The sequence below is a fragment of the Jeotgalibacillus soli genome (assembly GCF_000829435.1).
Lineage (GTDB): Bacteria > Bacillota > Bacilli > Bacillales > Jeotgalibacillaceae > Jeotgalibacillus > Jeotgalibacillus soli.
Window position 1 is genome coordinate 522,739 of record NZ_JXRP01000009.1, and the last position, 18,155, is coordinate 540,893.

Here is an 18,155-nt window from a genome sequence, read left to right on the forward strand (position 1 = left end):
TCCAATGAATCTATTGATGAAGTATTTATCAAAAGAACAAATTGAAGCAATTGATCATTACATCATGCATGAGGCGCGGCCGGTGGACCGTGCATTTTATCTTTATCGGCAAGGAAAAGGGAGTGCCGAGGATGTTATTCAAGCGCTGCAAAGCTATCAAAATCAAGATGGCGGGTTTGGTCATGCTTTAGAGCCTGACAGTCGTTTAACCGAATCTTCCGTATTAAATACAACGATTGCCTTTCAATTTTTATCCCGTCTTCCAGTGAACGGAGACCACCAGATGGTACAGAAAGGATTAAATTACTTGATCCAGCAATACAATGCCACTCATGGAACTTGGCCGATTGTACCAGCTGCGATCAATCAAGTGCCTCGTGCACCATGGTGGAATGTGAATGAAGAAACGGGTGAAACAAGCTTTGAAAAGACGCCGGGCAACCCTGCGGCGGAAATCCTTGGTTACTTTCAACATTATCGAAAGTACATACCTCTGCGTATCCTCGAACAAATCCAATCCAGTGTGATGAAACGCTGGGATGAAATAGATGAATGGGAAATGCATGAGGTACAGTGCTATTACCGCTTGGCGGAGCTGACAAATAATGAAGAAATACGCGCGCGAATCATTAGAAAAATGAGACAAAACGTAAATGAAATCTTCCTTCTAACTAAAAAACAGTGGGCGGGATATGGATTGCAGCCAATGGTCATCGTTAAAGAAGAGAATTCACCTTTATATTCTGTTTTAGAGGGGGTTGTCGAAGAAAATCATCAATGGTTTTCCAGTCAGCTAGAAAAAGCGGGTTATTGGAAGCCAGGATGGGAGTGGGGGCAGTATCCGAAGGAATGGGAGCAGGCTAAAAAAGAATGGTGCAGCTATATCACAGTTATGGCATGCTTCTAGCTTTGAATTAAAGCTGTATAAACTTAGCCCTAAAGTGATACCATTCCTATAAGAAGCATTCGTTAACGCATATGCTTGCTTAATTTTAGCTCTTTAACATGTTTGTTTTAACCCCTATAAACAGAAAGGCGAATGGCATTATTTTCACGGGCGAAATGGATGACATTCGCTCTTTTTTTTGTTATGCTAGTCACCGACCCGCATTAATCCGAGTATCTTGGTAAGAATACTTTATTTTGAATGGAGCGTGACGAAATGGGTCGTGAGTTTGTAGGGATTTTTGATGAATGGGTAGAGACATATGATGACTCTGTCAACGGAAAAGACGAGGAATATCGAGAAGTATTTGCTCGGTACGATGATATATTGCAGCAAGTTGCCGATCGTGCTAAAGGCCTGACCGTAGAGTTTGGCGTTGGTACAGGTAATTTAACAGAAAAGCTATTGCGTCATGGACTGGAAGTCATTGGTGTTGAACCCAATGCTGCGATGAGAGAACGTACGCAGTCTCGTTTTCCGCAAATATCTGTAGTAGATGGCGACTTTATGAGTTTTTCATTGCCTGATGATCCGATCGATACGCTTGTCAGCACCTATGCTTTTCATCATTTGACCGATAGTGAAAAAGCGGAAGCAATTAAGCATTATGCGTCCATTCTGTCGGGAAACGGACAAATTGTATTCGCAGATACGATGTTTGAAGACGATGAAGCTCGTCAAAAGCAATGGCAAAAAGCAGAGAAGCAAGGCTATACGAACTTGCTTGAGGATTTAAAGCGAGAATATTATACAACGAAGCCCATCATGCAAAAAATATTTGAGGATGCTGGATTTAAGGTAAGCTTCACTCAGCTAAATGACTATGTATGGTTTATTTGGGCGACTAAATAACGAATAAAGTGCCTGATCAGGGTGTCCGACAGGCACTATGATTAAATAAGTAAGATATGGTCCCGAATCTCTGTACAGCTGACATATTCAGCATGTAAGATGGAAAGTAAAGACAGACTAACTTTTTGTAAAGGGGAGAATATATAATGACAACGAAAAAAATGAATGTTGAAAGCTTCAATTTAGATCATACAAAGGTAAAAGCACCATATGTACGCTTGGTTGGTGTAACAACGGGCCATAATGGAGATGAAATTCATAAATACGATCTTCGTTTTAAGCAGCCGAATAAGGAATTTATGAAAATGGATGGCCTTCATTCATTGGAGCATCTAATGGCCGAAAATATTCGCAACCATATGGCAAATGTCATTGATATCGGACCAATGGGATGCCAAACAGGCTTCTATCTGTCTGTTATCAATCATAATGACTACGATGAAATCCTGGAAGTTTTAGCTAAAACCCTTGCAGATGTGCTAGAAGCGACGGAGGTCCCTGCTTGCAATGAAGTACAGTGCGGCTGGGCGGCAAACCACAGCTTAGAAGGGGCGAAGGAAATTGCGCGTGAAATGCTTTCTAAACGCAATGAGTGGAAAGACGTTTTTGGCGAGGAAGCATAAAATGAACGTAGCAAAACGCGTACAAGATCTGATTGGAAATACACCTATTGTTGAAATCACACACATCAAGATTCCAAATGAAGCGCGTATTTTTGCAAAACTGGAATACTTTAACCCTGGTGGAAGTGTTAAGGATCGCCTTGGTCTCGAATTGCTTGAGGATGCCATCGCGTCAGGAAAGCTAGCCCCAGGAGGAACCATTATTGAACCCACTGCTGGCAACACGGGAATTGGATTGGCACTTGCGGCTGTAGGCCGTGGTTTTAACGTGATCTTTGTTGTTCCGGAGAAATTCAGTGTGGAAAAGCAGACGCTGATGCGTGCGCTTGGAGCAACCGTGATCAACACGCCGACAGCAGGTGGCATGAAAGGTGCTATTGAAAAGGCAGCGTCGCTAGTAAAGGAAATGGACGGCTCTTTTTCTCCAGCACAGTTTGACAACCCGGCAAATCCGTTGACCTACTATAAAACGATCGGACCTGAAATTTGGCGGGATATGGATGGTCAAATTGATGTTTTTGCTGCTGGAGCAGGCACTGGCGGTACATTTATGGGAGCAGCCAGATTCTTGAAGGAGCAGAAACAGGACATCAAAACCGTCATTGTAGAGCCTGAGGGATCAACCATCAATGGCGGCGCATCCGGACCTCACAGAACGGAGGGGATCGGGATGGAATTCCTGCCTGATTATATGGATCGTGCTTATTTTAATGGGATTCATACAGTGACAGACGAGGATGCCTTTTATTGGGTGAAGGAGCTTGCGGCAAAAGAAGGATTACTTGTCGGAAGCTCATCAGGCGCCGCTTTTTATGCCGCTTTAAAAGAAGCTGAAAGTGCCGATACTGGAAGTCATATTGTAACCATTTTTGCAGATAGCAGCGAGCGTTATTTAAGTCAGAATATATACGAGGGTGGAAATAAAAGATGAAACCAAAAACAAAACTTATTCACGGCGGAATTTTCGGTGACGAAGCCACCGGTGCGGTATCTACACCAATTTATCAAGTAAGCACGTACAAACAGGATGGAGTAGGCGGTCTTCGTCAAGGCTACGAGTATTCACGTACCGGAAACCCTACACGCCATGCGTTGGAAGAGCTAATTAAAGATATTGAAAACGGGCATGCTGGCTTTGCATTTGGATCAGGGATGGGTGCGATTAGTTCGGTTATGATGATGCTTGGTGCAGGGTCTCATATTGTTTTAACGGACGATGTTTACGGCGGTACGTATCGCGTAATAACAAAGGTATTAAACACGCTAGGGCTTGAAGCAACATTTGTTGATACAAGCAACCCTGATAACGTAACGGCTGCCGTCAAAGAAAACACAAAGGCTGTATTCATCGAGACGCCTACGAATCCTTTGCTGAAAGTAACGGATATTGCAGCTGTTTCTGCGGTGGCAAAAGAGCATGGATTGCTGACAATCGTTGATAATACTTTTACAACGCCGTATTTCCAGAATCCGCTTGATCTTGGTGCAGATATTGTTGTTCACAGTGCGACGAAATATCTTGGCGGACATAGTGACGTAGTAGCCGGACTTGTGGTGGTGAAAAATGCGAAGCTTGCAGAAAAAATGCACTTTGTTCAAAACTCCGTGGGCGCTATTCTCGGGCCGCAGGATTCTTGGTTATTGATCCGTGGGATTAAAACGCTTGGAATCCGTATGGAAGAGCATGAAAAAAATGCAAAAGAAATCGTTGCGTTTCTTGAAAAGCACGAAGCAGTAAAGAAAATTCATTATCCGGGAATCCCTTCTCACCCAGGACACGACATTGCGAAAAAACAGTCACGCGGATTTGGCGGCATGATTTCGTTTGATGTTGGAAGTGCGGAAAAAGCAGTTCAAGTTCTAGAGAAGATTCATTATTTCACACTAGCAGAAAGTCTTGGAGCAGTTGAAAGCTTAATTTCGATCCCAGCAAAAATGACACATGCATCTATTCCGGTTGATCGCCGTCAAGAGCTTGGTATTACAGACGGACTTGTTCGTATTTCGGTTGGTATTGAGGATATTGAAGACTTACTTGAGGATTTAGCGCAAGCATTGGCATAATGAAAAGAGGCTGACTCAAAAGATCGTTAAACGACGACTCTTTTGAATCAGTTTTTTTATCTTGTAAGCATTTTTTCTGTTTTCAGGTTATTTATAGAAAATTTGAGGAGATATTCCCCTCGAACTTTCACATAACCTTCTTCCCTCAATAGGTCAACAATGGAAAAGAACGTCTCATAAATCACATCTTTCATGCGTTCGGATCGGAAGCGATTAATGGTGCGGAAATATGGCTGCTGTTCTCCGGATAGCCACATAAAAAGAATGTTCTCAGTCAGCTGTTTAGCAATTTGACGAGAAGAATAAGTGCGGTTTGAATAAGCGTAAAGAATGATTTTTAACATCATCTTAGGATGGTAGGGAGGCCTTCCACCTCCAGGATAAAGGGATGTAAAGATAGTGGGATTTATCTTATCGACTGCGAAGTCGATCAAACGGGCAAGGTGCTGTTGGGGAATTAGAACCTGAATATCCATTGGAAGTGTTAATTGATTCGTGTAATAGTCTCTAAACATAAGAAAATCGTTTCTTTCTCGTATGGCAGGTTGTGGTGACTTTATTATACCAAAAAGGATGATTTTCTTCTTTTTTTTACCTTAGTTTATATGCTGATATTGATTCTTGCACCCTGTTGATTGGAGTGGAAGGGGCGAGACTCCTGCGGGAGAAGCGAGTCAACGGGAGACCCCGCAGGCGCGAATGCGCCGAGGAGGCTCCCGGACCGCCCGCGGAAAGCGAGTCCCTGGAGCGGAAATCAACACACAACGTCAACAGCGTCTTAATTTTATATTTCTCTCTTGCATATTCATCTATTATAATTTATAATTAAATCAAATATCTCGAATTCAAGATAAAAGATCAATAGGGAGTGTTTAATGATGAAGGTAACAGGAATCCATCATGTTTCAGCGATTACTGCAAAAGCCGAAGATAACTTTGATTTCTTTACACGAATTTTAGGAATGAGACTTGTTAAAAAGACAGTGAATCAGGATAACACATCATCTTATCACTTGTTTTATGCAGATGCAGTAGGAAGTCCGGGGACAGATATGACGTATTTTGATATTCCGATGGCAGGACGTACCTACCCAGGTGTATCAAGTATTTCGAACACGGCTTTCCGCGTATCGACAACCGAATCTCTTCATTATTGGAAGGAACGCTTTGCATCGTTCAATGTAATACAAGAAGACATCAAAAAAAGAGCAAACCGCGATACGCTTTATTTTGAAGACTTTGAGGGATCTCGATTAATGCTTGTAGCTGATAACGGAGAAAAGGGAGTTGCGCCAGGTGTGCCTTGGACAGGAGCTGGCGTACCGGCCGAGCATGCGGTTGTTGGGCTTGGACCGGTAACATTAACTGTTCGCAAAGCAGAATCGACCATTGAAGTGCTTAAGCAGGTGCTGGGCTTTGAAGTGATTGGAACTTATCCATCGAATGCAGGAGATTTTCCTGATATTCAAGTCTTATCGGTTGCTGAAGGGGGAACGGGTGCAGAGGTCCATGTAGAAGAGCGTCCTGACCTTCCGCCAGAGCGTCCGGGCCGCGGCAGTGTGCATCATGTCGCCTTCCGGATACCGACGTTTGAAGATTATGATAAATGGAATGAGCGCTTAAAAGGCTTCGGACTTCAAACTTCAGGCGAGGTAGATCGTTTCTACTTCCGTTCCATCTATTTCCGTGAGCCAAACGGCATTTTATATGAGCTTGCGACCGATGAGCCAGGCTTTGCGACCGATGAAGATGCAGATCATTTAGGAGAGGCACTTGCATTGCCTCCATTCCTTGAACCAAAACGCAAGGAAATTGAAGCATCCCTTCGTCCGCTCACGTTAAAAGAATAATAATCGAGGAACCTTTGTCTAGCAGACGTATTTTGTCGAATAGACAAAGGTTTTTTGTAAATAGGATGCGAGATTGACAGCCATTCGGTATAATGAAAATTGAAAAACATTTCATACGGATGAATTCAGGTGCTCTTTCAAGGATGAAAGAGTTAAAAGGGAAGCTGGTGCAAATCCAGCGCGGTCCCGCCACTGTAAATGGGAGTGACTTGCAAGTTGCCACTGTAGCGTGTGCTATGGGAAGGCGCAAGGAACGTTGACCAGAAGCCAGGAGACCTGCCTGAATTTCGCCACACCACAAGCCTGCGAGGAAAAGGCGGTGTTGCAGGTTTCTATTCATTAAGCAGTAAGTGCTTGCTTCTTGATCGTGAACGAATGCAGCCCGAACATCTCCGAACGGTCGTGAGATGTTTTTTTGTGGTTATTATTTTATTTTTGGGAGGAACAGAAATGAAGAAGAATTGGACATGGATTGCCGGTCTATTACTTGCGCTGGGATTGCTTGGAGCATGCAGTGACACAGATCCGGCAGCGGAGCCGGACACAGAGAACGAAACACAAGAAGCATCACAAGAAGCAGCTGAAGAGGCGTTTCCTGTAACGGTTACAGATGCATCAGGAAACGAAGTTACGATTGAAGAACAACCGGAAGCAATTGTATCATTGATTCCAAGTAATACAGAGATCGCGTATGCACTAGACTCAGGAGATGCGATCGTTGGCGTTTCTGATCATGATAACTATCCTGCTGAAACCGCAGATATTGAAAAAATCGGCGGTATGGAATTTAATGTTGAAAAAATTATTTCTCTTCAGCCGGATGTAGTATTGGCTCATGCTTCAAACAGCCTGCAAGAGGAGGGGCTGCAGCAGCTTGAAGATGCAGGAATCCAAGTGGTTGTGATTGAAAATGCAACTTCATTTGAACAAGTATATGAAACAATTGATATGATCGGTCAAGTAACAGGTAAAAATGAAGAAGCCGACGAAGTTGTTGCTGAAATGCAAGAAGGCTTTGCAGAAATTGAAGAGCGGGCTTCAGCTATTGAAGAAGGAGATCGCAAAGATGTATTAGTGGCGGTTTCAGGTCTGCCAGAAATTTATACGGCTGGAAACAATACGTTTATGGCTGAAATGCTGGAATTGATCAAAGCAAATAATGTTGCGGGGGATCAAGAAGGGTTCCCTATGCTTTCTGAGGAAGAAATCGTGAATAGAAACCCTGATACAGTTGTACTAACTTACAACTATGTAGAAAATGCAACAGAAGAATGGTTAACGCATGCTGGCTTCAGCGGCATTACAGCTGTACAAAATGAAGCGGTACATGAAGTACAATCAGATCCAGTCAATCGCTCTGGTCCAAGATTAGTAGAAGGTACGTTAGAGCTTGCTAAAGCAATCTATCCAGAAGTTTTCGCTGAATAAAGTCATAATGGGATACACGGTGTCATTGATTCTATTCGTCATCGCTTTTTGTTTAGCGATAACGATTGGAACGGTGCACGTACCAATAAAAGAGATGCTCCGGATATTCTGGGGCACTTTTTTTGGTAGTCATGAGGGAATTGAGCCAATGCTTACAACGATTGTGCTGAACATTCGCTTTCCTCGTGTCGTGTTGGCAGCTTTAGTGGGTGCATCGTTGGCGATTGCGGGTGCCGCCTTTCAAGGGCTGCTGAAAAACCCCTTAGCAGATCCATATACGCTGGGTGTCTCATCTGGTGCAGCTGTCGGAGCAGTGATGACCATTTTTCTCGGGATCACGATTCCAGGCTTGGGCGGCTTTACATTGCCTGTTGTGAGTATTATCGCAGCATTGGTCACATTAATTCTTGTGCTTGGCTTTGCTAGGCTTGTCGAGCAATCCATGAAAATGGAGACTATTATCTTAACCGGGATTATTTTCAGCTCATTCCTCGGTTCGATTCTTTCGCTTATGATTGCATTAACAGGTGAGGAGCTGCGCCAGATTATTACTTGGCTTTTAGGAAGTGTATCCATGCGCGGCTGGGAATACATCCGCCTTATTGCGCCATTTTTTATATTTGGTTCGGCTATACTTATGTGGAATGCGAGAGAATTAAATGCGATGGCATTTGGGGAAGAACGCGCGCATCATCTCGGTGTAAATGTTCAGGCGCGAAAGTATTGGGTGCTGGCCTCCGGCTCTTTGCTTACCGGTGCGGCGGTTGCGGTTTCAGGTACGATCGGTTTTATTGGGCTAGTTGTCCCCCACATGGTGAGAAGGGCGTGGGGATCTGATCATCATCATGTGCTGCCGCTTTCCATGATCAACGGTGCGAGCCTGTTAATTATTTGTGATTTGGTGGCGAGGACGATTGTGTCTCCGACAGAGCTTCCAATCGGTGTTATTACAGCGTTGCTTGGTGCCCCGGTGTTTGGATTAATATTAATGAGACAACGGAGAGAAAGAAGAGGATAGCTATGCTAGAAGTCAACAATGTAAGTGGAGGGTATGGGGATAACACCATTGTGAAAAACGTTTCCTTCCATTTGCAAAAGCAAGAGATGCTTGGCATATTAGGTCCGAATGGGAGCGGCAAGACGACACTGATGAAAATGATCAGTGGACTATTGCCGTATAAGGAAGGGTCCATTTCTTTTAAAGGCCAGCCGCTTCATTCTTATTCTGCCAAACAATTGGCGAAAGAGGTAGCCGTTCTTCCTCAGCTTCACAGTCATGCGTTTGATTACACGGTCCGCGAGACGGTGGCGATGGGGCGTTATCCGCATCAAAAGGGTGTATTTGCCTCATGGTCAGTAAATGATGAAAAGGCAGTTGTGGACGCCATGAAACGAACAGGTGTCTATCAATTTGAAAAGCAATCGATTCAGGATTTATCGGGTGGTGAACGACAGCGTGTTTTTCTTGCGCAAGCCTTGGCTCAAGAGCCAAAGCTGCTGCTGCTGGATGAACCGACGAATCACCTGGACCTCTCCTATCAAAAGCTTCTGCTGGATTTACTAAAGGAATGGACGAGTGGCCATGAATTAACCGTTATCTCTATTTTTCATGATTTGAATATCGCGTCATTATATTGCGATCGTTTACTGTTAATGCACAATGGTGAAACGGTTCGTCTGTCATCCCCTGGAGATGTACTGAAAAAAGAAACGGTTGAACAGGTATACCGCGCGCGAGTAGAGACACAGGTGCATCCTGAGCTGCCGAAGCCTCAAATCACCTTAATGCCCAATCACAGGCAGCCAGATCATCAAATCATTTCAAAAGAGCAATTCAACATTTCGGATGAAAGAATATTTTTCTGCGCACCTCAGCCGTTAAAAACACTATCATCAGCGGTGATCGGAGCTGGTCTTGGATGGTATCGCCATTTCGTCAATCGCCATGTCCCGATGGATTATCAATGCGATGACAGCTACCAGGAAATGTGCAGCTACGTAGAAAAGAACGGCTGGAATCTTTCTGAAACCGTGGGGATGATGACAGCCGTGAGGGTAGAGGACGTTGTTATAAAAGAATATAAAGAAAATGATCTCTCCCTTGTTGTCGCTGTAACAGCAGGAGTCGGCAATGCAGTGGATGTTTCAGTGGCTTATAAAAGAGATCGTCAATGGACAGTCGGAACTATCAATTCATGGCTTTTTGTAAATGGGAAGCTTTCGGATGAAGCGTTTATTCAAGCGATGATGACAGCGACGGAGGCGAAGGTAAAGGCATTGCAGCACAAGGAAATTATGGACCCACTGACGAACACGCTTGCAACAGGTACATCGACAGACAGCCTGTTGGTTGCTGCAACTCAATCGGGCAAAAAAGTGCAATATGCCGGCTCCATCACTGATTTAGGTAAATTGATTGGTAAGGGAGTATTTGAATGTACGGTTGAAGCTATCCAAACCTATAGCGAGCGAAAGGGACGTTTGTAGCATGGTCGTTCATTTATCTGCCATGACCATTGCGTTAATACTGGACCGCTTTATCGGAGATCCCCCAAACTGGCCGCATCCTGTAAGGTGGATTGGCTCGTTGATTATGCTGCTTGAGAGGAATTTGAATAAAGGAAACCATCGAAAGCTAAAAGGGATCATCCATCTTATCATTGTGCTGCTAGTTGTCAGCGTAATTGGATGGGGGATGGTTGAGGGTGCATACAAGATCAGCTGGATCGCTGGCTTCTTATTCGAAATCGCATTGATTACATCAGCTCTCGCTGCGAAAAGCTTAAAAGTAGCCGCACTCGATGTGTTATTGCCGCTCGAGGAAGCTGATCTCGAAACAGCACGCACGAAGCTATCTTGGATTGTTGGACGGGATACCGATCAATTAAATGAGTCCGAAATTGTAAGAGGTACAATTGAAACAGTTGCGGAAAATACGAGCGATGGCATTACGGCTCCTCTCTTCTGGGCGCTTATTGGCGGTGCGCCTGCTATTTGGTTGTATAAAGCGATCAACACAGGAGATTCCATCGTAGGCTATCGGAATGAATGCTATGTACAATATGGGTGGGCATCTGCTAAGTTTGACGATTTTGCAAACTGGATTCCGAGCAGAATGACGGCTTTTTGTATGATCTGGGCGATCCGTCCTGTACATGGGGTAAAGCGAAGGTTCATCTTCAAGCACCTTCCCTTAGAAGCGAAAAAACACCCAAGTCCTAATAGCGGATGGGGAGAAGCGGCAGTCGCGCTGCTGCTTGATATTAAGCTTGGCGGCCGTAATACGTATCAAGGTATAATTTCTAATCGCCCAATTATCGGAAGCGGGAAACATAGATTAGCATCTCGACACATTCATCATTCAATTCGCATTATGGATCACGCTGTTTACTGGTTTTTACTACTTTGCTGGATCACAGGAGGGAGTTTTTATGTCCTTGCCCTTACATGGCGCTAATCCGCGCAGCCTTTATCAATCAATGAGGATACCAGTACCTGAACAAATCATCGATTTTAGTGAAAATAGCAATCCTCTTGGTCCGCCTTCAGCCATTTCTGAAAAATGGATGGCTTGGCAATCCGCTATTTCATCCTATCCAGACCCTGAAGGTCAAGCCTTACGTCAGGCAATTGCCGATTATCACGGATTAGGTTCTGAGCAGGTTTTACTTGGTAACGGCGCAGCTGAGCTAATGATGGTGGTGGCAAGATGGTTTCAAGGAAAGATCGTCGGTATCGTTCACCCTGCTTTTAGTGAGTATGTGAGAGTAGTGGAAGCGAATGGCGGGATTGTTCAATCCTTTATCACGACAGAAGAAACTGGCTGGCAAAGCCCTGATGAAGAAATTATGCATTTTTTAATAAAGGGGCATATTTTATTTTTATGCAACCCGGTTAACCCGACCGGCATTAAATATTCCCGTGACACGCTTGCTCGATGGATAAAGCAGGCAGATCGATACGGAGCGACGATTTTATTAGATGAAGCGTTCATTGATATGATCGGAGAGGAATACTCCTTTGCCAATCAAATAGGCAGCAGCAGCTTGCTCATCTTTCGTTCGATGACGAAAATGTATAGTATAGCGGGGCTCAGGCTGGGCTATTTACTCGGTACGAAAGGGCGATTAGCTGAATTTGGTTCTTTGCTTCCTCACTGGAATGTAAACGCTCTATCACTTCTTGCTGGTGAAGAAGCACTGCGAGATAAAGCTTTTCAAGAAAAAACAAGAACATACATGAAGACAGAAAGGGAGCGGCTTTTCGCCTTTTTGGATGATCTTGGATTCCGCTATTCTTTAAGTGAGGCAAATTTTTATTTGCTTCAGCCGCAGAATGCCAGTCAAACAGCTGATCTATTCAGGTGGCTCCTGCATCGGGGGATCGTTCTCCGTCACACATACAATTACAAGGGGCTGGAGGGCCGGTGGCTAAGAGCTGGGATAAAAACAAAAGAGCAAAATGATCAATTAATTCAGGCGGTGACAGCATGGCATCAGGAGCAATTATTATAGTAATTGGCGGTGTAAGAAGCGGGAAAACAAGCTGGTGTGAGAATCAAGCCATCCATCTGTCCCAAAAGACCAATCGAAGACTAGTGTACATCGCTTCAGGTGCCGCATTTGACGATGAAATGAAGAAAAGAATCAGCAGACACAAGGAGGATCGCATTCACTTCGAATGGATCACCATTGAGCAGCCCGTTGATCTTTTCTCGTGCACGAAAAAGCTGCATGAAGGCGATATTGTCCTGTGGGACTGCGTCACTACATGGCTGACCAATGAACTCATACTGCCAAGAGGCAACAGTGAAGCGTGGACAGATCACACTGAATTAGCAAGAATATATAATGAGTTAGTCCACTTTGTTGAATGGGCAAAAAAACACCTTCACACATGCTTCATCATTTCAAATGAAGTGCTTGGAGAGGATGTGTTTACCGAGGGACTTACAGCTATCTATCAACAAATGACGGGTGAATTGCATCAATGGCTGGTCACAAATAGTCAAGCAGCCATTGAAATGGAGGCAGGGCTAGCTTTGGTTAGGAAAGGAGAGTGGCAAACATGAAAGGAATCATGCTTCAAGGGACTTCTTCAGATGTGGGGAAAAGTCTCGTTGCCACTGCATTTTGTCGTTTGCTTTTACAAGACGGTGTAAAGGCCGCTCCCTTTAAATCGCAAAATATGTCCAACAATTCCTTTGTAACAATGGATGGTCTTGAAATTGGCCGCGCTCAAGGAATACAGGCGGAAGCTGCAGGCGTGAAGGCATCTGCTTTGATGAATCCGATCTTACTGAAGCCTCAAAACGACCGTGCATCAGAAGTGGTCTTGCTTGGAAAACGTCATGTGACATACGATGGCATGGCCTACCGAAAGGGATTTTATGAAACGGGAAGAGCGGCCGTTGCAACATCCCTTTCTGTACTTGAAAAGGAATATGAAGCCATTGTGATTGAAGGAGCAGGAAGTCCGGTTGAAATGAATTTACAGGACCGCGAGCTTGTGAATATGAGTGTTGCTCGCATGGCTGATGTTCCGGTCATCCTTATTTCAGATATTGAACGAGGCGGTGTGTTTGCCAGTATTGTTGGCACACTGTCGCTGCTACCTAAAGAGGACCGTGAACGGGTAAAGGGAATTATTATTAATAAATTTCGGGGTGATCGATCGCTTTTTGATGATGGGGTCAAATGGATTGAAGAGCATACTGGTGTTCCTGTGTTAGGCGTTCTTCCTCATCTGGGTGATCATGGCATTGAACAGGAGGATTCGCTTGGAGTGGCGGCTGTTACGAGAAGAAAAGGGCTGCCGGAATACACGCAGCTTTCAATTGCTGTCATTCAGCTTCCCTATTTATCTAATTTTACTGATTTGGAGGTATTGCTGCAGGAGCCGGATGTGTCTTTAACATGGGTGAGAAGTCCGGAGGAGATGACGGTAATGCCGGATGTTCTGATCATTCCTGGAACGAAAAGCACGATTCAGGGTCTTCGTGAGCTGAAACGTCTTGGTTGGGGGAAAAAGATTGAGCAATGTCAGCAAGAAGGCGTTTGGATCATCGGTATATGCGGCGGTTTTCAAATGATGGGTGAAGGTCTGGAGGATCCATTCGGCACGGATACAGGAAAAAAAGGAGAGACAGAGAGAGGCTTTGGTTTGTTTCCATCGAACACTGTATTTCAGACAGAAAAAGAAGTGATGATAAAAAGAGGCTGTCTGCTATCTGAAACGGGAGATCCGCTTTTTGTCATACAAGGATACGAAATTCATTTAGGTCAAACCGTCATGAAAAATAATGATCAATTCTGCTCTTTTATAAAAATGGATTATGGTCAGACCGGCGGCTATTGGTCACCTGATCAGCGAATCATCGGAACTTATCTTCATGATCTGTTTAGGACCCCTAACGCTCGGCGTTATTTGTTAAACAGCATGAGAAGGTCAATCGGGCTAGAGGAAGTAAAAGGCAATGTAAGAAGACCAGACGTTTATGACGAGCTTGCCAACAGCATAAGGCCCCATCTGGAATGGAATAAAATACGTGAAATGATGGGACTAAAAGCATGAAGAAAGCAAAGCTTCGTGCTCCGTTCGAAGGATTAATACTCGCATTTCAGTTTTTTACTACTTTGCCGATTCGTCGTGAAATTTCAATGAATGAACACACAATTCCTTGGATGATTGGGAGTATGCCGATTGTTGGTGCTGCTGTTGGAGGGGCAACAATTGCGCTGGTTCACGCGGCAGCTACTGTTTTCGATGCCAGTGCACTCATTACCTCTTTTGTTATTTGGATCAGCTTTATCTGCTGGACCGGCGGGCTCCATTTGGACGGCTGGACAGATGTCAGCGATGCTTATTTTTCCTATCAAAGCATGGAAAAACGTCATGAAATTTTAAAGGATCCAAGAGTGGGTGCGTTTGGTGTGCTGTCACTTGTTGTTTTGCTTGTAGCAAAGGCAGTTTTTCTGGTTGATGTCACGCATCGTTTTGGCGTAGAAGCCGTTTGGCTTATTTGGATTCCTGTTCTTTCTCGGCTGATGATGGCGCTGTTTTTAGTTCGACTGCCTTTAGCAAGAAAGGATGGACTCGCTTATTTTCTGAGGCAATCTCTTAAACAAAAGCATGTAATCCTTCCATTGCTGACCGCTTTATTTTTGCTCTTTTTACCGTTCATTTTCATGCATGGAGATTGGATGCTTCTTGTCCTGCTAGCAGGTGGATGGTTTATTTTTCTAATCGTCTTTATCCGTTTTGCACAAAAGGAATTTGGAGGCATAACGGGTGATTTATTAGGCGCGTGCCTAGAAGGAGGAGAACTATGGAGCTGGATCGTCGTGTGGTGTTATCTCTCTATCGTCATGGTGTAACACAGGCGAATCAAGAAAAACGATATATTGGCTGGACGGATGCACTGCTTGCTGCAGATGGAGAAAAAGTGCTTCAGCAAACAAAGAAATATCGTCCGGAAGCCCAAAGAGTGTATGTAAGTGATCTGACTCGATGCGTAGCCTCGGCAGACATCCTTTTTCCAAACCAAAAGAAAATTTACCACAAAGGGCTGAGGGAGATTCATTTTGGTGAATGGGAAGGGAGGAAGGCGGATGAGCTGATGAATCGAACGGATTTTTCCAAGTGGCTCAATGATCCGACCAATATGGAGCCTGAAAACGGTGAGTCCTTTTTAGTTTTTACTGAACGATTAAATGAATGGTTACAGACCATAAGGGAGGAATGCTTGCGCGATCATATCTCCAACATGGCAATTGTGTCACATGGAGGACCGATTCGACAGCTGCTTGTACAGCTTGCGCCAACTCCACAGTCCTTTTGGGATTGGAAGCCGCTGCATGGACAAGGCGTAACCCTTGTCTGGTCTGACAGAGAAGCGTTTGGGAGGGGTGAAAGATGCACTTTGTTATCGGCGGTGCCTATAATGGAAAAAGAAAATGGGTAGAAGCGGAGCTGAAGACAGCAGGGATAGCAGAACATGCGATTCAAATAAGGACGTTACCAAAAGAGAATATGTCTCCCGAAAAGCAAGCTGTCATATGGCTGGGTATCGAGAACTGGATCGAACATGAGCTTGCTGCAGGAAAAAAAGAACAAGCCGTATTGGATCGATGGAAAGCAGAAGTTGAGTTGCTCGATCAATGGGAGCAAAATGACAGTGAGCGCCAAGTGTTCATCATTGGGTGCGATCAATCAAAAGGAATTGTCCCGCTGGATCGTACAAAGCGGCTTTCTCGTGATGTGGCTGGCTGGTGTCATCAATATACGGCAAATCAGGCATCACAGGTGACAAGAATCTGGTATGGAATTGCTGAAAGAATAAAAAAGGAGGAATGACGATGAGAATTTATACGAGAACAGGTGATAAAGGCCAAACAAGCCTAATCGGAGGACGAGTAGATAAAGACAATATTCGTGTTGAAGCATATGGAACGATCGACGAGGTGAATAGCTTTGTTGGAAAAGCCGCAACTGAGCTTGATCCAGCTCTTTTTACTGATATTCTGCAGGACCTTGAAGCCATCCAGCATGAGCTGTTTGATGTAGGGGGCGATTTAGCTAATGTTTCTTCAAAAAGAGAATGGAAGCTGGATGAAAAAGCCATCGATCACCTTGAAGAAAGAATTGATCAAATCATGGATGAGGCCCCCGCTCTGGAACGCTTTATCCTTCCTGGCGGATCACCAGCAGGCGCTTCTCTACATATAGCGCGTACAACAACGAGAAGAGCAGAGCGTCTGGTTGTATCTCTTGCGAAGGCGGATGAAAGCCTTCCTGCCGCTCCCCAGAAATATCTCAACCGCTTATCGGATTATTTCTTTGCATGCGCGCGCGTAGTCAATGCTCGCCTAGGTATTCCAGACGTTGAATACATTCGCAGTGCCAAGGTTTTTCACACTGGCAAGCAGGCTCCAAGGCAAGACGAGCAATGAAAAAGTCACTTACCGGAAGAAATGCGCTGGAGTGGTCCGTTGGGGCTGAGACCTGGGTCATGACAACGGATAATAGCGGAGCGATTGGCGAGAAAGAGGAGGATGAAATCATCGTTCCGTATTCCGTCGTATCCTACTATTCTTTTCGTGTGGCGGTTTTGGATTGCCTCTCTGCAGGCGCGCTTCCAAGAACGGTTATTTTGCATAATTTTTGTGGAGAGCAGGCGTGGGGCAAGCTGGTTGAAGGAATACATCAGGGGATCGGTGAGCTGGGCCTGCAAAATGTAACGATCACTGGAAGTACGGAATCTAATATGATGTTAAAGCAATCTGCTGTAGCCATCACGGTGTTAGGAGAGCGAACACGATTGTTTACAATAGAAAAACCTGCGTCACTCAAATGGACGCTGATCGGGGAACCGCTTGTTGGAGAAGATGTTATTTCTAAAGCTGATTGCGCAGCGCCGCTTTCTAAAGCCTTGGATATTTTTAAGAATAAAAACACAGCTGCATTGTGGCCAGTTGGTTCAAAAGGAGTTCAAAAGGAATGGGAGCAGCTTGCATCTCAGTATAGATTGGCTGCTGCAGACATGCCGTCGTTTGAAGCCGATCTAACCGTCTCTGCAGGTCCATCTACCTGCTGGATCGTGGGGGAACAGCTTAGAATGTAACGTGCCTAAATGGTTTCAGCAGGTAAGGTGGACTTCTTCTGTAGTGGAGTCCACCTTTATTTTTACAAAAGATTTATCTGTTTTTTTGAAAATGGCAGTAAACCCTGAAATAGATTTCTAGTATCTCGTTTGTCTTAAGGTCCTTCCAGCGTGCTAATGCTAGTGTGCTGATCGCGTTAAAAAAAAGCTGCCGAATTTTTGCGGTCTTTTCAATCAATAGTTGCTGTTTTGTTTTCTTGATCGTTAAACACTAATTGACTGGGCATAAAATAAAAGGTTGCGACGCCGCCATTTGAAACGAATGCTTTCAACGTTTCGTTTTTATCAGGAGATGCTTCTGTAAGACGATCCGTTGTCGGTCTATCCGTATCAAAGAATGCCCAATACAAGCCATATGTAATGAGGCCAATAAATAATAAACCTCCAATTACAATCAAGCTCAAAATCTTCTTGTAAATCATTTTCTCTTCGTTAAAAGTATCAATATTTCTACTCAAAATGTTATGCCTCCTTTAAGAAACAGGCTGTGTTAAAGATAATGGTTGATTTTACACGATATTGATTGGAGCGAACGCCTGAAGCGGAAATCAACCGGTAAAGAAACAAGTCAACTTCAATCATTTGTCCTCTTACGACAACAAAACCTTGTATAACTGGAAAACAGGCTTCTCCAGCTGGACTGATAATCACGATTGTCTGCCATTTTAGAATAGAATGTTCCTTTCTACTATGCTCCTAGCCGTTTGATTTTAAACAAAAAATTCAATATT

The 18,155-nt window shown here is 44.3% G+C and carries 20 protein-coding genes, 1 pseudogene and 1 riboswitch; of the genes and pseudogenes, 18 read left to right on the plus strand and 3 right to left on the minus strand.

Annotation, left to right across the window (positions count from 1 at the left end; genetic code table 11):
• The first annotated feature begins 4 nt into the window (after window positions 1-4).
• The 5 genes from KP78_RS05515 (at window position 5) to KP78_RS05535 (ending at window position 4,485) form a co-directional block, all read left to right on the plus strand.
• Window positions 5-907, plus strand: a complete 903-nt coding sequence (locus tag KP78_RS05515) for a prenyltransferase/squalene oxidase repeat-containing protein (protein WP_041086935.1) — start codon at window positions 5-7, stop codon at window positions 905-907.
• Between the two features lie 255 nt (window positions 908-1,162).
• A complete protein-coding gene (locus tag KP78_RS05520) occupies window positions 1,163-1,798 on the plus strand; it encodes a class I SAM-dependent methyltransferase (protein WP_041086936.1) in 636 nt (211 codons plus the stop codon).
• Between the two features lie 146 nt (window positions 1,799-1,944).
• Window positions 1,945-2,421, plus strand: a complete 477-nt coding sequence (locus tag KP78_RS05525) for an S-ribosylhomocysteine lyase (protein WP_041086937.1) — start codon at window positions 1,945-1,947, stop codon at window positions 2,419-2,421.
• Between the two features lies 1 nt (window position 2,422).
• Complete coding sequence (locus KP78_RS05530) at window positions 2,423-3,352, plus strand: PLP-dependent cysteine synthase family protein (protein ID WP_041086938.1); 930 nt, start codon at window positions 2,423-2,425, stop codon at window positions 3,350-3,352.
• Entirely contained in the window at window positions 3,349-4,485 is a 1,137-nt protein-coding gene (locus KP78_RS05535) for a bifunctional cystathionine gamma-lyase/homocysteine desulfhydrase (RefSeq protein ID WP_041086939.1), read from the plus strand. The genes KP78_RS05530 and KP78_RS05535 overlap by 4 nt, the downstream gene beginning before the upstream one ends.
• A 107-nt stretch (window positions 4,486-4,592) precedes the next feature.
• On the opposite strand, the pseudogene KP78_RS18995 reads toward KP78_RS05535, so the two are convergent.
• Window positions 4,593-5,000, minus strand: a pseudogene (locus tag KP78_RS18995) (transposase); the annotation flags it as partial.
• Window positions 5,001-5,363: 363 nt separating this feature from the next.
• Here KP78_RS18995 and KP78_RS05545 point away from each other — a divergent pair.
• From KP78_RS05545 to KP78_RS05605, 13 genes are all read left to right on the plus strand, one after another.
• Window positions 5,364-6,335 (plus strand): ring-cleaving dioxygenase, encoded by a 972-nt coding sequence (locus KP78_RS05545; RefSeq protein WP_041086941.1) that lies wholly within the window; start codon window positions 5,364-5,366, stop codon window positions 6,333-6,335.
• A gap of 110 nt (window positions 6,336-6,445) precedes the next feature.
• Window positions 6,446-6,633, plus strand: a riboswitch (cobalamin riboswitch).
• A gap of 152 nt (window positions 6,634-6,785) precedes the next feature.
• Entirely contained in the window at window positions 6,786-7,763 is a 978-nt protein-coding gene (locus tag KP78_RS05550; protein WP_041087567.1) for an ABC transporter substrate-binding protein, read from the plus strand.
• A 7-nt stretch (window positions 7,764-7,770) separates the two neighbouring features.
• Complete coding sequence (locus tag KP78_RS05555; protein WP_200889216.1) at window positions 7,771-8,781, plus strand: FecCD family ABC transporter permease; 1,011 nt, start codon at window positions 7,771-7,773, stop codon at window positions 8,779-8,781.
• Window positions 8,782-8,783: 2 nt separating this feature from the next.
• The gene (locus KP78_RS05560; protein WP_041086943.1) at window positions 8,784-10,250 is read left to right on the plus strand and encodes an adenosylcobinamide amidohydrolase; all 1,467 of its coding nucleotides are present in this window, start codon (window positions 8,784-8,786) and stop codon (window positions 10,248-10,250) included.
• A 1-nt stretch (window position 10,251) separates the two neighbouring features.
• Window positions 10,252-11,220: an adenosylcobinamide-phosphate synthase CbiB gene (gene cbiB / locus KP78_RS05565; RefSeq protein WP_041086944.1), complete on the plus strand. Its 969-nt coding sequence runs from the start codon at window positions 10,252-10,254 to the stop codon at window positions 11,218-11,220.
• The gene (gene cobD / locus KP78_RS05570; protein WP_041086945.1) at window positions 11,195-12,277 is read left to right on the plus strand and encodes a threonine-phosphate decarboxylase CobD; all 1,083 of its coding nucleotides are present in this window, start codon (window positions 11,195-11,197) and stop codon (window positions 12,275-12,277) included. Before cbiB ends, cobD begins: the two co-directional genes overlap by 26 nt.
• On the plus strand, window positions 12,253-12,834 hold the full coding sequence (locus KP78_RS05575; protein WP_041086946.1) for a bifunctional adenosylcobinamide kinase/adenosylcobinamide-phosphate guanylyltransferase: 582 nt from the start codon (window positions 12,253-12,255) through the stop codon (window positions 12,832-12,834). The genes cobD and KP78_RS05575 overlap by 25 nt, the downstream gene beginning before the upstream one ends.
• Window positions 12,831-14,336, plus strand: coding sequence for a cobyric acid synthase (locus tag KP78_RS05580; RefSeq protein ID WP_041086947.1), 1,506 nt, complete (start codon window positions 12,831-12,833; stop codon window positions 14,334-14,336). Before KP78_RS05575 ends, KP78_RS05580 begins: the two co-directional genes overlap by 4 nt.
• On the plus strand, window positions 14,333-15,139 hold the full coding sequence (locus tag KP78_RS05585; RefSeq protein WP_041086948.1) for an adenosylcobinamide-GDP ribazoletransferase: 807 nt from the start codon (window positions 14,333-14,335) through the stop codon (window positions 15,137-15,139). Before KP78_RS05580 ends, KP78_RS05585 begins: the two co-directional genes overlap by 4 nt.
• Window positions 15,091-15,726, plus strand: a complete 636-nt coding sequence (locus tag KP78_RS05590; protein ID WP_052474630.1) for a histidine phosphatase family protein — start codon at window positions 15,091-15,093, stop codon at window positions 15,724-15,726. The genes KP78_RS05585 and KP78_RS05590 overlap by 49 nt, the downstream gene beginning before the upstream one ends.
• The gene (locus tag KP78_RS05595) at window positions 15,678-16,118 is read left to right on the plus strand and encodes a bifunctional adenosylcobinamide kinase/adenosylcobinamide-phosphate guanylyltransferase (protein WP_041086949.1); all 441 of its coding nucleotides are present in this window, start codon (window positions 15,678-15,680) and stop codon (window positions 16,116-16,118) included. The genes KP78_RS05590 and KP78_RS05595 overlap by 49 nt, the downstream gene beginning before the upstream one ends.
• A 2-nt stretch (window positions 16,119-16,120) precedes the next feature.
• Window positions 16,121-16,714: a cob(I)yrinic acid a,c-diamide adenosyltransferase gene (locus tag KP78_RS05600; RefSeq protein ID WP_041086950.1), complete on the plus strand. Its 594-nt coding sequence runs from the start codon at window positions 16,121-16,123 to the stop codon at window positions 16,712-16,714.
• Window positions 16,711-17,385 (plus strand): hypothetical protein, encoded by a 675-nt coding sequence (locus tag KP78_RS05605; RefSeq protein WP_052474631.1) that lies wholly within the window; start codon window positions 16,711-16,713, stop codon window positions 17,383-17,385. Before KP78_RS05600 ends, KP78_RS05605 begins: the two co-directional genes overlap by 4 nt.
• A 209-nt stretch (window positions 17,386-17,594) precedes the next feature.
• On the opposite strand, the gene KP78_RS05610 is transcribed toward KP78_RS05605, so the two are convergent.
• Window positions 17,595-17,882 carry a DUF5412 family protein gene (locus KP78_RS05610; protein ID WP_052474632.1) on the minus strand — a complete coding sequence of 96 codons (288 nt, stop codon included), beginning with the start codon at window positions 17,880-17,882 and terminating at the stop codon, window positions 17,595-17,597.
• A gap of 4 nt (window positions 17,883-17,886) precedes the next feature.
• The gene (locus KP78_RS05615) at window positions 17,887-18,075 is read right to left on the minus strand and encodes a hypothetical protein (RefSeq protein ID WP_041086951.1); all 189 of its coding nucleotides are present in this window, start codon (window positions 18,073-18,075) and stop codon (window positions 17,887-17,889) included.
• Window positions 18,076-18,155 lie beyond the last annotated feature (80 nt).

What these genes read in the sequence shown, in the direction of transcription:
- KP78_RS05520 (WP_041086936.1), top strand. Translation starts at nt 1,163, where the DNA reads ATGGGTCGTGAGTTTGTAGGGATTTTTGATGAATGGGTAGAGACATAT.
- KP78_RS05580 (WP_041086947.1), top strand. Translation starts at nt 12,831, where the DNA reads ATGAAAGGAATCATGCTTCAAGGGACTTCTTCAGATGTGGGGAAAAGT.
- KP78_RS05515 (WP_041086935.1), top strand. Translation starts at nt 5, where the DNA reads ATGAATCTATTGATGAAGTATTTATCAAAAGAACAAATTGAAGCAATT.
- KP78_RS05600 (WP_041086950.1), top strand. Translation starts at nt 16,121, where the DNA reads ATGAGAATTTATACGAGAACAGGTGATAAAGGCCAAACAAGCCTAATC.
- KP78_RS05560 (WP_041086943.1), top strand. Translation starts at nt 8,784, where the DNA reads ATGCTAGAAGTCAACAATGTAAGTGGAGGGTATGGGGATAACACCATT.
- KP78_RS05590 (WP_052474630.1), top strand. Translation starts at nt 15,091, where the DNA reads ATGGAGCTGGATCGTCGTGTGGTGTTATCTCTCTATCGTCATGGTGTA.
- cobD (WP_041086945.1), top strand. Translation starts at nt 11,195, where the DNA reads ATGTCCTTGCCCTTACATGGCGCTAATCCGCGCAGCCTTTATCAATCA.
- KP78_RS05545 (WP_041086941.1), top strand. Translation starts at nt 5,364, where the DNA reads ATGAAGGTAACAGGAATCCATCATGTTTCAGCGATTACTGCAAAAGCC.
- KP78_RS05550 (WP_041087567.1), top strand. Translation starts at nt 6,786, where the DNA reads ATGAAGAAGAATTGGACATGGATTGCCGGTCTATTACTTGCGCTGGGA.
- KP78_RS05555 (WP_200889216.1), top strand. Translation starts at nt 7,771, where the DNA reads ATGGGATACACGGTGTCATTGATTCTATTCGTCATCGCTTTTTGTTTA.
- KP78_RS05525 (WP_041086937.1), top strand. Translation starts at nt 1,945, where the DNA reads ATGACAACGAAAAAAATGAATGTTGAAAGCTTCAATTTAGATCATACA.
- KP78_RS05585 (WP_041086948.1), top strand. Translation starts at nt 14,333, where the DNA reads ATGAAGAAAGCAAAGCTTCGTGCTCCGTTCGAAGGATTAATACTCGCA.
- cbiB (WP_041086944.1), top strand. Translation starts at nt 10,252, where the DNA reads ATGGTCGTTCATTTATCTGCCATGACCATTGCGTTAATACTGGACCGC.
- KP78_RS05605 (WP_052474631.1), top strand. Translation starts at nt 16,711, where the DNA reads ATGAAAAAGTCACTTACCGGAAGAAATGCGCTGGAGTGGTCCGTTGGG.
- KP78_RS05575 (WP_041086946.1), top strand. Translation starts at nt 12,253, where the DNA reads ATGGCATCAGGAGCAATTATTATAGTAATTGGCGGTGTAAGAAGCGGG.
- KP78_RS05530 (WP_041086938.1), top strand. Translation starts at nt 2,423, where the DNA reads ATGAACGTAGCAAAACGCGTACAAGATCTGATTGGAAATACACCTATT.
- KP78_RS05595 (WP_041086949.1), top strand. Translation starts at nt 15,678, where the DNA reads ATGCACTTTGTTATCGGCGGTGCCTATAATGGAAAAAGAAAATGGGTA.
- KP78_RS05535 (WP_041086939.1), top strand. Translation starts at nt 3,349, where the DNA reads ATGAAACCAAAAACAAAACTTATTCACGGCGGAATTTTCGGTGACGAA.